11 protein-coding genes are annotated in these 15,469 nt (G+C 72.8%); 9 read left to right on the top strand and 2 right to left on the bottom strand.

Annotation, left to right across the window (positions count from 1 at the left end):
* Nucleotides 1–163: 163 nt before the first annotated feature.
* The gene (locus ACLBXO_RS14620; RefSeq protein WP_447685783.1) at nucleotides 164–1,357 is read right to left on the bottom strand and encodes a L,D-transpeptidase family protein; all 1,194 of its coding nucleotides are present in this window, start codon (nucleotides 1,355–1,357) and stop codon (nucleotides 164–166) included.
* A 112-nt stretch (nucleotides 1,358–1,469) separates the two neighbouring features.
* Nucleotides 1,470–4,055, bottom strand: a complete 2,586-nt coding sequence (locus tag ACLBXO_RS14615; RefSeq protein ID WP_447685782.1) for an ABC transporter ATP-binding protein — start codon at nucleotides 4,053–4,055, stop codon at nucleotides 1,470–1,472.
* 346 nt (nucleotides 4,056–4,401) lie between these two features.
* Here ACLBXO_RS14615 and ACLBXO_RS14610 point away from each other — a divergent pair, with 346 nt between their 5' ends.
* From ACLBXO_RS14610 to ACLBXO_RS14570, 9 genes are read left to right on the top strand one after another with little or no spacing between them, the layout of a single operon-like run.
* Nucleotides 4,402–5,061, top strand: coding sequence for a cytochrome c3 family protein (locus tag ACLBXO_RS14610; protein ID WP_447685781.1), 660 nt, complete (start codon nucleotides 4,402–4,404; stop codon nucleotides 5,059–5,061).
* Nucleotides 5,058–8,033 carry a TAT-variant-translocated molybdopterin oxidoreductase gene (locus ACLBXO_RS14605; protein WP_447685780.1) on the top strand — a complete coding sequence of 992 codons (2,976 nt, stop codon included), beginning with the start codon at nucleotides 5,058–5,060 and terminating at the stop codon, nucleotides 8,031–8,033. Before ACLBXO_RS14610 ends, ACLBXO_RS14605 begins: the two co-directional genes overlap by 4 nt.
* Nucleotides 8,034–8,035: 2 nt before the next feature.
* Nucleotides 8,036–10,060, top strand: coding sequence for a quinol:electron acceptor oxidoreductase subunit ActD (locus ACLBXO_RS14600; protein ID WP_447685779.1), 2,025 nt, complete (start codon nucleotides 8,036–8,038; stop codon nucleotides 10,058–10,060).
* A complete protein-coding gene (locus tag ACLBXO_RS14595; RefSeq protein ID WP_447685778.1) occupies nucleotides 10,057–10,611 on the top strand; it encodes a c-type cytochrome in 555 nt (184 codons plus the stop codon). The genes ACLBXO_RS14600 and ACLBXO_RS14595 overlap by 4 nt, the downstream gene beginning before the upstream one ends.
* Nucleotides 10,608–11,669 (top strand): hypothetical protein, encoded by a 1,062-nt coding sequence (locus ACLBXO_RS14590; RefSeq protein ID WP_447685777.1) that lies wholly within the window; start codon nucleotides 10,608–10,610, stop codon nucleotides 11,667–11,669. The genes ACLBXO_RS14595 and ACLBXO_RS14590 overlap by 4 nt, the downstream gene beginning before the upstream one ends.
* Nucleotides 11,666–12,154 (top strand): hypothetical protein, encoded by a 489-nt coding sequence (locus tag ACLBXO_RS14585; RefSeq protein WP_447685776.1) that lies wholly within the window; start codon nucleotides 11,666–11,668, stop codon nucleotides 12,152–12,154. The genes ACLBXO_RS14590 and ACLBXO_RS14585 overlap by 4 nt, the downstream gene beginning before the upstream one ends.
* Nucleotides 12,151–13,140, top strand: coding sequence for a cytochrome c oxidase subunit II (gene coxB / locus ACLBXO_RS14580; protein WP_447685775.1), 990 nt, complete (start codon nucleotides 12,151–12,153; stop codon nucleotides 13,138–13,140). The genes ACLBXO_RS14585 and coxB overlap by 4 nt, the downstream gene beginning before the upstream one ends.
* On the top strand, nucleotides 13,137–14,813 hold the full coding sequence (locus ACLBXO_RS14575) for a cytochrome c oxidase subunit I (RefSeq protein ID WP_331314013.1): 1,677 nt from the start codon (nucleotides 13,137–13,139) through the stop codon (nucleotides 14,811–14,813). The genes coxB and ACLBXO_RS14575 overlap by 4 nt, the downstream gene beginning before the upstream one ends.
* Complete coding sequence (locus tag ACLBXO_RS14570; protein ID WP_331314011.1) at nucleotides 14,810–15,469, top strand: cytochrome c oxidase subunit 3; 660 nt, start codon at nucleotides 14,810–14,812, stop codon at nucleotides 15,467–15,469. Before ACLBXO_RS14575 ends, ACLBXO_RS14570 begins: the two co-directional genes overlap by 4 nt.

The following is a 15,469-nucleotide window of genomic DNA, read 5'->3' as shown; positions in this document are numbered from 1 at the left end:
ATCGAAACCCCGTCGCCGTTCCGGGAAGGTAGCTCTGAATACGGCAGGCCGACGGAGCAGGTGTACCGCTCATCCCCTGCCGTATCATGAATTGGTGTGCCGCACGCGGCCGTGATGTGCGTCCGCGCACACGCACGGGCTGTTGGGACGGGCCTACGCATGCTCAGAGAGGCTCCGCGACGGCCACGAGACTGGCCGACGGCCCGGCCAGGATCGGGCGGCCGGCCGCCGATCCGGCGAGTCCCGCGGCGAGCCACGACGGGAGTGCGTCGCTGTATCGCGTCGGGAGCGGCGCGACCAGCGCCCCGAACGGGTCGGGAGACCGCTCGTAGACCGGCACGAATCCCGCCATCTGCCGCGGCGACAGGCCCGATTCGGGCGCGGCCCAGCTGGCCCAGACCGTGTCGGGCACCGGGCGATGGGCGCGGTGGCCCGGAACGACGACCACCTCCTGGCCGGCGAAGGCGAGGGCTTCCGGCCGGCTGATGTCCCCCACTGCGCCGCCCCGGGCCGTGTAGGCCGCCCAGAAGGCGTTCTGCCCGCCGTCGGAATAGGTGGTGCGCACGGCGGGTTCGCCCGCCTCGGCGAGTGCGGTCATCCGCGCATCCTCGACCGCCCGGCGGGTGGTGACGGCCGCCTCGACGGCGGGATCCCGGGCGGGCGCGAAGGTGTAGCGGCCCGCGACCACCGAGACCTGAAGCTCCTCCCGGGTGACCTCGAACCGGTCTGAGCCGGCCTTGAGCTCCCGCCAGAAGGCGATGTTGGGGTCGGTCCTGTGGCGGGCCATGTTCTCGGCCGTCATCCGGAACGGGTAGGACTGGAACTGGAACGCCGCCTGCCCGCCGTTCAGCGCGTCCCGGGCGATAGCGTAGATCTCGCCGACCGTGCCGTTGGTCATGGCGAAGCAGCCCATGGACGAGCAGATCCCGTGCACCATCACGGCGGAGCCTGTGCCGCCGTGGGCCCGGTCGTAGGCGTTGGGATAGCCGACGTCGAAGGACAGGTAGTAGTGCGAGTTCGGGTTCATCTGGCGCCGGGGCACCGTGTAGAACCCCTCCGGGGTCTGCCGGTCGCCGCTCCTGCGCTTCGGCCCGAGCTGGCCGGACCAGCGGCAGATCGGGAAGGTCTTGATGTAGACGTAGCCCGCGGCGCCCTTCTTCCAGACCTCGATCTCCGATTCCTTCTTGTAGGCCCGGAACAGGACCGGCGCGGCGGCCGTCACGCCCTTCTGCGCCATCAGCGCGAGGGTCGCGGCCGGGATCGGCGCCTCGGCCTTGCCCGCCTGCGCGGCGGCGGGGCCCGCGAGGGCGAGCAGAACGAGGCCGGCGGCGAGGGGGATCGAGGTCGACAGGGGCATGAACCGTCCGCGCTGGATCGGCCGGGATGGCTGCCGGACGGGCGCGGCCCCGCGACCTGACGGATTATTGCGGCGGCCGTGAGGCTGCGCGTCCGGTCCGCCGACGGGCCCTTCAGGCCGCCGGCGCCGGCTCCCGCTCGGCATCCGCCGGCACGGGCGCGACGACGGCGCTGTTCTCCACGGCGATCACCGCGTCGAACGGCGCGGCGCTGTCCGCGAGGCCCGTCTCGGGCAGGCAGACGATGAGGCCGCGCCCGGCCCGCGCCTGCCGCAGCTGGGCGAGCCGCTCGCGCGCGCCCTCGGCCTTGCGCTCGTCCATCGCGACCGCCACCACGAGGATGTCGGGATCGCGGGCGAGGCACCGGCTCAGCTCGATCGCCACCCGTTCGCGGGCATTGATCGCGCCGTCCGCGAGCGCCCCGGTGCTGGGCTGGATCTCGACCTTGCTGTCGAGGCCGAGGCCGTAGACCGAGGCCTCCAGGCCCTCGTCGGCCAGGACCCGGCGCACCAGCTCGCGCACCCGCGGCTCGGCATTGGCCTCGCCGAGGCTGATCCGCCCGAACAGGAGGTTCTCCTCCAGGCTCGCGGCCGGATTGACCCGCGAGGGGTCGTGGAACACCACCGCGCCGGCGAGGTGGGGCGGCAGCATCCGGGCGAAGGACCGGCGCGCCTGCACGAGGCGCTCCTCGAACAGGCCGTCGATCAGGCCGAAGCGGTGGCGGGACTCGTTGTAGCGCAGCGCGAGGCCGATCAGCCGCGTGCGGTCGCGCTGGCCGGCAGGCCCCCGGCGCAGGCTCGCCGCGTGGGGCAGGCGCACCACGAGATCCTCGAAATAGCCCCGCTCGGCCGCCTGGAACAGCGAGTAGGCGTCGAACAGGGGGTGGTCGTTGGGCAGGTCGGCGAAGATCTCGACCGTGCTGCGGGCCACCGACAGGCCGATCTCGGTGAGCGGGCGGACCAGCCCCTCGGCCTCCAGGACCGCCCGCAGGTAGGGGTGACGGGCGAAGCGCAGGGGCGCGAAGGTGCCGCCCACCGGCTCGCCGAACAGGATGTTCTCGCCGATGCTCGCCTGGTTGTTGTAGCGGTCGGGATCGAAGGGCTCGACGAGGCGCTCGGCGCCCTTGGCGGCCAGCGCCACCCGCATGGTGCGGCGCGCGGCGACGATCGCGGCGGCGAGCCGCGGCTGTGCGGCCGGATCGAGCCGCCCGGTCAGCCCGCGGGCGTACACGAAGCCGTCGAGGCCGGTGAGCCGGCAGATGCCGATCAGCGCGATGTCGTCGGGCGCGGTCGCCGGATCGGTGCCGTAGAGGAGGTTCTGCCGGAGGGAGCCCTCCATCAGGATCGCCTCGCCGGACGTGAAGGCGATCCGCCGGGCACGCTCGGCGGCGTCGAAGTCGCGCAGGTCCGCGCCCGCGTAGGTGACGGCCCCGGCCGTCGGTTCGACCTGGCCGGCCAAGACCGCCGCCAGCGCGCGGGCGCCGCTGCCGCGGCTACCCGTGATCGCGACGTGGCCGGGCATCGACACGGCCATGTCGACGCCCGTCAGGCGCTCGCCCGTCGCCGGGTCGAAGGCGCCGACGCCCTCGGTGGCCAGGATCCCGCACCGGGGCAGCGGCAGGGCGGCGGCCCCGGTGCGGGCGGCCCGCGCCCGCCGACCCTCGAGGGCCGCGATGGTGCGGGCGAGGTCGCGCAGGCGCGGGCGCACCGACCTGCGGACCATCCAGAGCCGCGCGCAGATCGCCGCGAGCCAGCCGGCGAGGCCGAAGGCACCCACGGCCGCCACGAGGGCGGCCGGATCCACCGGGGCCGCGGGCGGCTGGCCCGGCCCGGAGCGCCAGAGCGCGGTGCCGGCGGCGATGGCCGGGAGGATCACCGCCAGGGCCAGGGCGGGCGCCCGGGCATAGGCCAGCCGCGCCTCGGCCCGTCCGACATTCGTGCGCATCGCGGCGACGCGGACGGCGATCCGCTGGCGCTCGATGGCGGCCGCGCCGTGGTTGCGCACGGCGGGCAGCCGCCGGACGAGGTCGTTCAGGCTCTCCTCCGCGCGCGCGCTCGAGCGCAGGCGCAGCTCGTGCCGGTCGCGCGCGCGCTCGAGCACCAGCCCGTAGGCGAGGCCGATCGCCGCGAGGCCGATCACCGCCGCGGGGACCAGCCGGGGTGCGGCGAGCGCCGCGAAGCCGAGGGCCAGGATCAGGGCCGCGAGGGTCATCGCCGGCAGGACGATGCCGGCCGCGAGCAGGCGGTCGGCCCGGGCCAGCACCTCGCCGATGATCCGGGTGAGGCCGCGCGCCTCGTCCCGGGCGCCCGCGGGCGCGTCGAGGATCGCCTGCAGCACGCCCTCGCGGACGGCGTCCCCGGCCCTGTTCTGCGCCTTGAAGCACAGGCGCGCCACGAACCAGCCGACCCCCGCCAGCGCCAGGGCGCAGACCGCGATGCACAGGAAGGCCGTGAGTTCGAGTTCGGCGGGACGCATCGGGATGCCGGGGACGAGCACCAGTTCCCGGCCCGGGAGTTCTACCGCCACGCGCAGGAACGGGAGCGCCGGCGCCTCGTCGCGCGGCAGGACCGCGATCAGGTCGCGCAGGCACAGGAGCGCCAGCGCGCAGAGCGGCGCGCCGATCCCGACCGCGAGGGCCGCCGCGAGGGTGTGCTGAGGCCGCGCGGCGCGCCACGTCAGGAGGAGGGGATCGGATTCCATGCGTCTCCGGGCAGGGTCGGGCGGGGTCCGCCGCCGCTCGCGGCATAGGCCTTCGCGGCCGCGGCGGGAAGGGCGGCCGACGCGAGCCGGGCCCGTGCGACATGTCGGCCGAACTGATCCAAGTTCTAGCCCTGGTCTGGAAGCGCTCTAGGTTGGATCTTGTGCGCGCGGGTCGACCCTGGACATTGCCGCGCGGTCCGGTCGCCGCGTCCGCTCGGGCCGCATCGCGCGGCCATGCCGGCGCAGCCGATCTCGGTCGGGATCAGAGGATGGGGTGAGGCGTGCGGCGAGGGGCTGAGCAGACCGTAGGGCCCGGCCCGGCCGGCTCGAGGCCCGGGACCGCCTGATGGCGCAGCTGTTCACCCCCGGCGCCGACGCGCTCTACCGCCTCGCGCTGATGACCGGCGTGGCCTGCCTGGTGGGTGTCCCGGTCCTGGCGGCCGGGATCGTGCGCTCGAACTACGTCACGGGCGTCGGGATCGCGCCGGCCCAGCCGCTCCCGTTCAGCCACAAGCACCATTCCGGCGAGCTCGGCATCCAGTGCCGCTACTGCCACACCACGGTCGACCGGGAGGCCACCGCCGGCATCCCGCCGACGCACACCTGCATGACCTGCCACTCGCAGATCTGGACCGGCTCCGAGATGCTCAAGCCGGTGCGCGACAGCTACGCGCAGGACACGCCGCTGGAATGGAAGCGGCTGAACAAGCTGCCGCAATACGTCTACTACAACCACTCCGTCCACGTGACGAAGGGGATCGGCTGCTCGACCTGCCACGGCGACGTCACGTCGATGCAGATGACCTACCGGGCCAACGCCTTCGAGATGCAGTTCTGCCTCGATTGCCACCGGGCCCCGGAGAAGTACGTCCGCACGCCGGATCAGGTCTGGAACATGACCTGGAAGCCGCTGGCCGACCAGGCGATTCTGGGCCCGAAGCTCGTGGCGCAGTACCATATTCGCGGCGGGGAGCGGCTGACCGAATGCGGGATCTGTCACCGATGACCGGCGCCCCCGACATCGCGGCCCTGCGCGCGAAGCTCGCCGGCGGCGACGGGCCGCGCTTCTGGCGCAGCCTCGACGCCGTGGCCGACAGCCCCGAGTTCCGCGCCTACCTGGCGGCCGAGTTCCCGTCGGCGTCCCGGCTCGCCGCCGCCCCGGAGCGGCGCGGCTTCCTGAAGCTGATGGCCGCCTCCTTCGCGCTGGGCGGCCTCACCGCCTGCGGCGGGGGCAGCGGCCGCGACTACGAGGTTCCCTACGTCAACCAGCCCGAGCGGATCGTGCCGGGCACGGACCTGTCGTACGCCTCCTCGGCGGTGTTCGACGGCTTTGGCAACGGCATCCTGGTCACCACCCGCAATGGCCGCCCTCTGAAGATCGAGGGCAACCCCGAGCATCCCTGGAGCCGCGGCGGCACCGACGTGCTGGCCCAGGCCTCGGTGCTCGGACTCTACGACCCGTTCCGCTCGCAGGCGGTGCAGCATCTCGGCCGGCCGAGCTCCTGGCCGGCGTTCCGGGCGGATCTCCAGGCGCGGATGCCGGGCTGGCGCGAGAGGCGGGGCGAGGGTCTGGCCCTGCTCACCGGCCCCGTGACGTCGCCCGGCGTGGCGGCCCAGATCGCGCGGCTGCGGGCCGCCTACCCGGCGTTGCGCTGGTACACCGGCGCCGGGGCCGGGCGCGGCGGGATCTACGAGGGTGCCCGCCGAGCCTACGGCCGGCCGCTGGAGACGATCCCCGATTTCGGCCGCGCCCGCACCATCGTGGCGCTCGACGGCGATTTTCTGGACCTCGGGCCCGGCCAGGTCGGCCTTTCGCGGCGCTGGAGCGAGGCGCGGCGCGCGGCCTACGCGGAGGGGCGCCTCCTCACCCTCCACGCGGCAACGCCGACGCCGACGCTGACCAGCGCCAAGGCGGATCGCGGCCTCGTGGTCCCGGCCGGACGGATGGAGGACCTCGCCCGCGACCTGCTCGCGCTGGCCGCCGGCGGCGGGGCCCAAGCCGGCGACGATCCCGTCGCGCGCTGGACGCGGAGCGCCGGGGCGGCGCTCGCCGGCGCCCGGGGGAGCGGCATCGTCACAGCCGGCCTGACCGCGAGCCCCGAGCTGCACGCGCTCGTCCACCGCCTCAACGGCGCCCTCGGCAACACCGGCGCGACCCTGATCCACACGGTGCCCGCGGAGGAGACCGGCGCCGGAAGCCTGGCGGAACTCGCGGAGGCGATGGATCAGGGCGCCGTCGAGGTGCTCGTCGTGCTCGGCGCCAACCCGGTCTACGAGGCGCCGGGCGCCCTCGACTTCGCCGCCCGGATGGCGCGCGTGCCGCTCAAGATCCACGCGGGCCTCTACTACGACGAGACCGGCGCGCACGCCGACTGGCACCTGCCCGCCGCGCACCCGCTGGAATCCTGGGGCGACGTCCGGTCCCTCGACGGGACGGTGGGGCTGATCCAGCCGACGGTTGCCCCCCTGTACAACGGTCGGACCCTGCCGGAGATGCTGGCCTTCCTGGCCGGCGGCGAGGGCGGTGACGGCGGCCAGGACGCCCTCGGCCTCCTCAAGGCGCAGGCGCGGAACGCGGGCGAGGACGACGCGGCCTTCGAGGCCCGCTTCACCGAGGCCCTGCGGATCGGCTTCTGGGGGGGCAGCGCGCGCCCGGCCGAGACCGTCGCGCTGACGCAGGCGGCCGCCGTCCCGGCGACCGCTCCGTCGCCCGCGCCGGCCGGCGGGGTCGAGGTGCTGTTCCGGCCCGATCCGACGATCTGGGACGGCACCCACGCCGACCTCGCGTGGCTGCAGGAACTCCCGAAGCCCCTGACCAAGGTGGTCTGGGAGAACGTGGTCGCGGTCGGCCCGCGCCTCGCCGAGCGCGAGGGTATCGCGACGGGCGACATCCTGCGGGTCGAGTCCGCCGGCCGCGCGGTCGAGGGGCCCGCCTGGATCCTGCCCGGCCAGGCCGACGACACCGTCACCCTCACCCTGGGCTACGGCCGCGACATGCCCGACCACCTCGCCCGCGGCCTCGGCTACGATGCCGCGCCCCTGCGCCCGGCCGGTTCGACCTGGCGGCTCGCCGGCGCCCGGCTGACGAAGACCGGCCGGGCGCACGAGCCGGTGACCACCCAGCATCTCGGCACGATGGAGGGGCAGGACCTCGTGCGCGTGCAGGCCCTGGGCGCCGCGCCCGCGGGCGACCCGAAGGGCGCGCCGACGCCGGCCTCGTTCTACCCACCCCCGGAGAGCCAGGACCGCTGGGTCGCCGCGCAGTGGGGCATGGCCATCGACCTCGACGCCTGCATCGGCTGCAACGCCTGCGTCACCGCCTGCCAGGCGGAGAACAACATCCCCGTCGTCGGGCGCGAGGAGGTCGCGCTCGGCCGATGGATGGGCTGGCTGCGGATCGACCGCTACTACGCGGGCGACCTCGACGCGCCGACCACGCATTTCCAGCCGGTCCCCTGCATGCATTGCGAGCAGGCGCCCTGCGAGCTTGGCTGCCCCGTCGAGGCGACGCTCCACGACAGCGAGGGCCTGAATCTTCAGGTCTACAACCGCTGCGTCGGCACGCGGACCTGCCAGAGCTACTGCCCCTACAAGGTGCGGCGCTTCAACTACCGCGACTATACCGGCGGCATGACCCCGGTGGAGCAGCAGCAGCGCAATCCCGAGGTCACGGTCCGGTCCCGCGGCGTGATGGAGAAGTGCACCTACTGCATCCAGCGGATCACGGCGGCGCGGATCACATCCGCCAAGGACGCCCACGCGCCGATCCCCGACGGCGCGGTGGAGACCGCCTGCCAGGGCGCCTGTCCGACCCGGGCGATCACTTTCGGCAACGTCGCAGACCCGGGGAGCCAGGTCTCGGCCGCCCGCCGGGACACGCGGGAATACGCGCTCCTCGGGCACCTGAACACGCGCCCGCGCACCACCTACCTCGCCGGACTCGCGCCCGCCGCGGATCCGAACGGCAGGGAGGGCTGAGCATGGTCGGCGCCCTCTCCGGCGGCACGCAGCCCGGGCCCCTGATGCGGCCCGACGAGACCCTCCAGGGGATCGGCGGCGCGGTCACGGCGATCCCGCTGACCCATCCGGGCAACCGGCGCTGGTGGATCGCCTTCGCGGGCGCGGCCGCGCTCCTCGGCCTGTTCCTGCTCACCCTCGGCTACCTGCTCTACGCCGGCCCCGGCATCTGGGCGAACAACAACGCCGTCGTCTGGGCACTGGACATCGCGAGCTACGACTGGTGGATCGGCGTCGCCTCCGGCAGCCTGCTGGTCTCGGCGATCCTGCTCCTCCTCGGCGCGGAGTGGCGCGGGGCGGTGAACCGCGTCGCCGAGACCCTGGCGCTGCTGGCCACAGCGGCCGCCGGGCTCTACCCGATCATCCATCTCGGGCGGCCGTGGTTCTTCTTCTGGAACCTGCCCTACCCCAACACCTACAATCTCTGGCCGCAGTTCCGCTCGCCGCTCCTCTGGGACGCGATCGACATCGTGTCCTTCCTGGTGATCTGCGTGAGCCTCTGGTTCATCGGCCTGCTGCCGGACCTCGCGACGCTGCGCGACCGGGCCCACGTCGAGGCCCTCCGCCAGTTCGACGGGAAGGCGCCGACCCGCAAGCTCGCCCGCCTGCGCGCGCAGGTCTACGGCATCCTCGCCTCGGGCTGGCGCGGCTCGGCGGCCCACTGGCAGATCTGGGTCCAGGCCTACCGGACGGTCGCGCTCCTCGGCGTGCTGCTGGTGGTCTCGGTCCAGACCGGGGCCTCGGTGATGCTGGCGGGCTCGCTCATGCCCGGCTGGCACAGCACGCTCCTGCCGGTGAGCTTCCTGGTCAACGCGGTCTATTCGGGCGTCGGCGTCACGGCGGTGATCGTGATGCTGATCCGCCTCGTCTACGGCCTCGACGCCCTGGTGACCGACCGCCATCTCGACGTGCTGGGGCGGCTGCTGCTCTGCCTCGGCTGCGCCAGCGCCTACTGCTACGCGGCCGAGTATTTCGACACGTTCCTCAACGGCGATGCCGAGGCGCGCGGCGTCCTGGTCCGGCGCATGACCGGCGAACACGCCCTCGTGTCCTGGACGGCGATCCTGTGCCTCGTCCTGCCCGCGCAGATCCTGTGGTCGGCCCGGGCCCGCACGGCGCCGCTCACCATCGCGGCGGTCGGTCTCCTCGTGGCGATCGGCGCCTACGCCGACCACGTCATGGTCCTGGTCGTCACCCTGACCCAGGACTTCCTGCCGTCCTCGAGGCTGCCCTACACGACCGACATCTGGGGCATCGCCACCTTCGCGGGCTCGATCGGGCTGTTCCTGACCCTGCTGCTCCTGTTCCTGCGCTATCTGCCGGCCGTCTCGATCGTCGAGAGCCGCCGTCTGGCCCTGACGGTGTCGCCGGCCGCGCAGGAGGCCGCCCGCGCGGCCGCGTCCCGGGCCACGGGCCGCCCGGAGGAGAGCCCGGTCACCGCGCCCCTGTGGGGCGTCTCGGCGATCTTCGCGAGCCAGGGCGATCTCGCCGCCGCCCTCCAGGCGGTCTCCGGGATCGGCCCGGACCATGTTCATCTCGACGGGCACGGCCCGGTGCCGATGCCCCGCACCCTGCGGCCCCTGGGCCTGGAGGGACGCTCGATCCTGCCCTACGCCCTGGCCGGTGCCCTGCTCGGCGGCTTCGGCTTCTTCGCGATGTGCATCTACGCCACGGCCTACGACTACGTGTTCCTGATCGGCGGACGCCCGCGCCTATCCTGGCCCTCATACGTGGTCCCGAGCGTCTCCTTCGCGATGATGGCGGGCTGCGTGGCGATCCACCTCGCGCTCCTCGTCCTCAACCGCCTGCCCCGCCTGAACCACCCGGCCTTCAACATCCCGGGCTTCCTGCGGGCCTCGGAGGACCGGTTCTTCCTCTCCGCGGAGGCGCGGGGCGACCGGTTCGACGCGGCGCGGATCGAGCGGCGGCTCGCGACCCTGCCGGCCGAGGCCGGGCGCCCCCTCGAGATCCGGCGGATCCCGCGATGAGGCGCGCCGCCCCGCGCACCGGGCCGCGCGCCATCCTCGCCTGCCTGGCCCTCGCGCCCCTGGCGGCCTGCGGCGAGGCCGACATGGCCGATCAGGCCCGGGCCAAGACCTGGGACAAGAACCCGTTCTTCCCCCGCGAGATCACCATGCGCCAGCCGGTGGCCGGCACCGTGCCGCGGCGCGATCCGGCCCGCGCGGCGCCGCAGCCGCAGACGATCAGCCGGGCGCTGCTCGACCAGGGCCGCGAGCGCTACGGGGTGTTCTGCACCCCCTGCCACGGGCAGGACGGCCGCGGCGCCGGGATGATCGTGGCCCGGGGCTTCCCGCCCGCCGGCGATCTCACCGCCGGGCCCGCGCGCGCGGCCTCCGCGGCCGACCTCTACGACGCGATCTCGAACGGCCGGAAGGCGATGTTCGGCATGGCCCAGATGATCCCCTCCGCCGACCGCTGGGCGATCGTCGCCTATGTCCGCGCCCTCCAGCTGAGCCAGGACGTCCCGGTGGCGAGCCTGCCCGCGGCCGATCGCGCGCGGCTGGAGGCGACGCCGTGAGGCGCCCCGCCCTGCTCGGCCTCGCCGGCCTCGTCCTCCTGGCCCTCTGCCTGATCGCGGGCGGCTGGCGCGGGGCGGCGGCCTCGTATCTCGCGGCGTGGCTCGTCCTCCTGGCCCTGCCGGTCGGCGCCCTGCCGGTGGTCATCGTGGCCGAGCGCTTCGGCAAGCGGGTCCGCGAGCGCGGCGGCGTGGAGATGCTGGCGGGTCTGCGCAGGCTGATGGCGCTGATGCCGGTCGCGGCCGTGCTGGCGCTGCCGCTCCTGGCCGCCGCGCCCCTGCTCTATCCCTGGGTGAGCGCCCCGGCGCGCACGCCGATGGCAGCCCTGTGGTTCACCGGGCCGTTCTTCGCGATCCGGGTGATCGCCTACCTCGCGGCCTGGACCTGGCTGGCGCTGCGCTTCGCCGAGCCCTTCGACGCGCCCGGCGAGGGGCGGACCGTGCCGGCGGTGGGGTTGCACGCGATCGTCGGCACGCTGTTCGTGACCGACGTCGTCGCGTCCCTGGATCCGCGGCTCGATTCCACCCTCCTGGGGCTCCTGGTAATGACGGCCTGGAGCGGCCTCGCCTTCGCGGCGGCGATCCTGCTGGCCTGGGAGGAGCCGGAGCCCGTGGGTCGCGGCCGCACCGCCCCCGGCCGGGGCCGGCTGGTGCCGCTCGTGGTCCTCCTCGGCCTCTGGGCCTACCTGCACTTCGTGCAGTTCCTGATCGTCTGGTCGGCCAACCTGCCGCCCGAGGTGGCGTGGTATTTCGCCCGCGGCGGCTGGGTCGGGCGGGCGCTGGCGATCGTGGCCGGCGCGGTCGTCGTGCTGGCCGGGCTCGCGACCCTGCGTCCCGGGCGCCCGACCACCCGGATCCTGGCCGGCGCGGCGCTCGCCGTCCACGCCCTGGAGATGTTCTGGCTGATCACCCCGGCGGTGCGCGACCGCTTCGTCCTCCGGCCGAGCGACGCGCTGGCCGCCGGCGCCGTGGCCTGCCTCGCGGCCGCGCTGCGCCCGCTGATGCGTCCGCGCGCCGACCGCGCGGCCTCGGCCGCCCGCCGTGCCGGGAGGCCGGCATGAGCGCGAACGGACCCTCCGGCCTGATCCCGGCGATCCTCGCGGGTCTGACCCTGCGCGGCACCGGCCTCCTCAACGGCCGGCCGTCGCGCCCGGCGGCCAATACCCAGCGCGATCCGAACGATCCCGGGCACGAGACGCGCGACGTCAACGTCCGCAACACCGTGATGGTGATGGCGGGTCTCGCGTTCACGGCGCTGGCGGTCGTCGGCACGATGGTCTGGCTGATGAGCACCTTCGTGGCGAGCCAGCGCCGGTCGCTCCCCGCCCTGACGCCGCAGCAGACGACGCGGCTGGCGCCGCCGCCGCCGAACCTGCAGGCCGACCCCTACGCCGATCTCGACCGCGAGCGGGCCGCGACGGCGGCGCATCTCTCCGGCTACGGCTACCGGGACGCGGCCCGCACCCGCGCCCGCATCCCGATCGGGCGCGCCATGGACCTGACCGTCGGCCGCTCCCTCGAACCGGCGGAGCCCGCTGCGCCATGACGCCGAGCCACGACTCGCTCCAGCTCTGGCCCGCCGCGGTCTCCGCCACCGCGAGCGAGACCGACCTGCTCATCCTGGCCTTCACGGTGCTGACGCTGCTGCTGACCGTGCCGGTGTTCGTGGCGATCACCTACTTCGCCCTGCGCTACCGCGAGGGCTCCGAGGCGGACCGCAGCCCCTCGGGCATCCGCTCGAACCTCATCGAGATCAGCTGGATGCTGATCCCGTTCCTGCTGACGCTGATCTTCTTCGTCTGGGGCGCGCGGCTGTTCATCCAGTCGAAGAACCCGCCCCCCGACGCCATGGTGATCGAGGCGATCGGCCGGCAATGGATGTGGAAGTTCCAGCACCCGACGGGTCAGTCCGAGATCAACAACCTGCACCTGCCGATCGGCCAGCCGATCCGCCTGCACATCATCAGCCAGGACGTGATCCACGCCCTCTACCTGCCGGCCGTGCGGATGCAGGTCGCCGCCCTGCCCGACCGCTACACCGACCTCTGGTTCAAGGCCGACAAGACCGGCACCTACCATCTCTACTGCTCGGAATATTGCGGCACCGACCATTCCGTGATGGGCGGCGAGGTGACCTTCATGAACCCCGGTGACTACCAGGACTGGCTGACCCACGCGGGCGCCCAGCAGGGCAGGGTCGCGGCGGGCCGCGCCCTCTACGAGGCCTATGGCTGCGTCGGATGCCACGAGCCCGGTTCGTCCGTGAAGGCGCCGAGCCTCGCGGGCCTCTACGGCAGCCACGTCAAGCTGGCGGACGGGCGCACCGTCACGGCCGACGACGGGTGGCTGCGCGAGAAGATCCTGAACCCGAACGGCGACCGGCTCGCCGGCGGGGGCAAGCAGGTGATGCCGAGCTTCGCGGGCCGGATCCCGGCGGACGAGCTCGCCACGCTGATCGATTTCCTGAAATCCTACGCGGGCCCGGCCTCCGGCAAGGCCGCGGACGCGACGCTGCCGGGAGCGACACGATGAGCGCATCGGGCAGCATCGGCGGCACCGCCCGGCGGGAACCCCACGCCCCAGAATCCACGATCGGGCGCAAATCCGACTACCTGCACGCGGAATCGACCCTGCGCTCGTGGTTCCTCACTACCGACCACAAGCGCATCGCGATCCTCTACCTCGCGTCGATCACCGGCTTCTTCGTGATCGGGGCCCTTGCGGCCGGCGTGGTGCGCCTCGCGCTGGTCGTGCCGAACGGCGCGATCATGACCAACGACACCTACAACAAGGCCTTCACCATCCACGGGGTGGTGATGGTCTGGTTCTTCCTGATCCCGTCGATCCCCGCGACCTTCGGCAACTTCCTGATCCCGCTGATGATCGGGGCCAAGGACCTCGCCTTCCCGAAGCTCAACCTGACGAGCTGGTACGTGTTCATGGCCGGCGCCCTGTTCACCCTGGTCTCGGTGGTGCTCGGCGGGGTCGATACCGGCTGGACCTTCTACGCCCCGCTCTCGACCGCGTTCTCGAACACCTGGGTCCTGCCGGCGCTGATCGGCGTGACGATCGTGGGCTTCTCGTCGATCCTGACCGGGCTCAACTTCGTGGTCACGATCCACACCATGCGGGCGCCCGGCATGACGTGGTTCAAGCTGCCGATCTTCGTCTGGGCCCACTACGCCACCAGCCTGATCTTCCTGCTGGCGACGCCCGTGATCACCACGGCGCTGATCCTGCTGATCGCGGAGCGCGCCTTCCATATCGGCGTGTTCGACCCGGCCTATGGCGGCGACCCGGTGCTGTTCCAGCACCTGTTCTGGTTCTACTCGCACCCGGCCGTGTACATCATGGTCCTGCCCGGCATGGGGGTGATCTCCGAGATCGTCCCGGCCTTCGCGCAGAAGAAGCTGTTCGGCTACCGCTTCGTCGCCTACGCGTCGATCGGGCTGGCCTCGGTGACCTTCTTCGTCTGGGGCCACCACATGTTCGTCAACGGCCAGAGCGACCTCGCCTCGCTGGTGTTCTCCGCCCTGTCCTTCGCGGTGGCGGTGCCCTCGGCCGTCAAGGTCTACAACTGGACCGCCACGATCCATAAGGGCAGCTTACGGCTCGACACCCCGATGCTCTACGCGATGGGCTACATCGGACTGTTCGTGCTCGGCGGGCTGACCGGCCTCTACCTCGCGACGCTCGCCATCAACCAGCATATCCACGCGACCTACTTCGTGGTCGCCCACTTCCACTACATCATGGTCGGCGGCACGGTGCTGGCGTTCCTGGGCGGCCTGCACTTCTGGTGGCCCAAGTTCACCGGCCGAATGTACAGCGAGCCCTGGGGCCGGGTCTCGGCGCTGCTGATCTTCCTCGGCTTCAACGTGACGTTCTTCCCGCAGTTCATCCTGGGCTATCTGGGGATGCCGCGGCGCTACGCGACCTACCCGGCCGAGTTCCAGCTCCTCAATGTCCTGTCCTCGGCGGGCGCCACGATCCTGGCGGCGGGCTACCTCTTCCCGATGCTGTACCTCGTCTATTCCCTGTGGTTCGGCCGCAAGGCGCCCGCCAACCCGTGGAACGCGAAGGGGCTCGAGTGGGAGACGTCGTCCCCGCCGCCGACGCACAACTTCCTGTCCCCGCCGGAGGTGCCGCGCATCCCGTACGACTACCCGATCCAGGCCCAGGAATCCCGGGACCAGCACGGATGAGCGCACCGCTGGCCGACGGCGTCGGGGTCGCCCGCGCCGAGCATTTCGAGAGCGTCGCGCAGCAGCGCGAGGCGGCGACGCTCGGCATCTGGGCGTGGCTGATCACCGAGCTTCTGCTGTTCTCGGCCCTGTTCCTAGTGGCGCTGATCACCCGGATCCAGCACCCCGAGGCGACGGTCGCGGCGGCCAAGCACCTCAAGTTCTGGATCGGCGCCACCAACACCGTGGTGCTGATCTGCTCCTCGCTGACCATGTCGATGGCGATCGAGTTCTCGCGGATGGGCTGGCAGCGCGCCATGGTCCGGGCGATGCTGGCGACGGCGGCGCTCGGCGGCCTGTTCCTCGTGCTCAAGGGCTACGAGTACTATGCCGACTGGGCCGAGCACATGATGCCGTTCCTCAGCAACCGGCCCTTCGCGCTGGCCGAGACGCCGGCGGCGCGGCTGTTCGTGAACCTCTACTACGTCGCGACGCTCCTCCACGCCCTGCACCTGTTCACCGGGATCGCGCTCCTGCTCGGCATGACCTGGATGGCGGCCAAGGCCGGGTTCCTGTCGCGGCACCAGAACTGGATCGAGGTCTACGGCCTCTACTGGCACTTCATCGATCTGGTCTGGATCCTCGCCTTCCCGATTCTCTACGTGGTGAACCGGTAG

It is taken from the genome of Methylobacterium sp. C33D, assembly GCF_053345825.1.
Note: the sequence above shows the minus strand (reverse complement) of the source record. Positions and strands in the feature narration are given on the sequence as shown.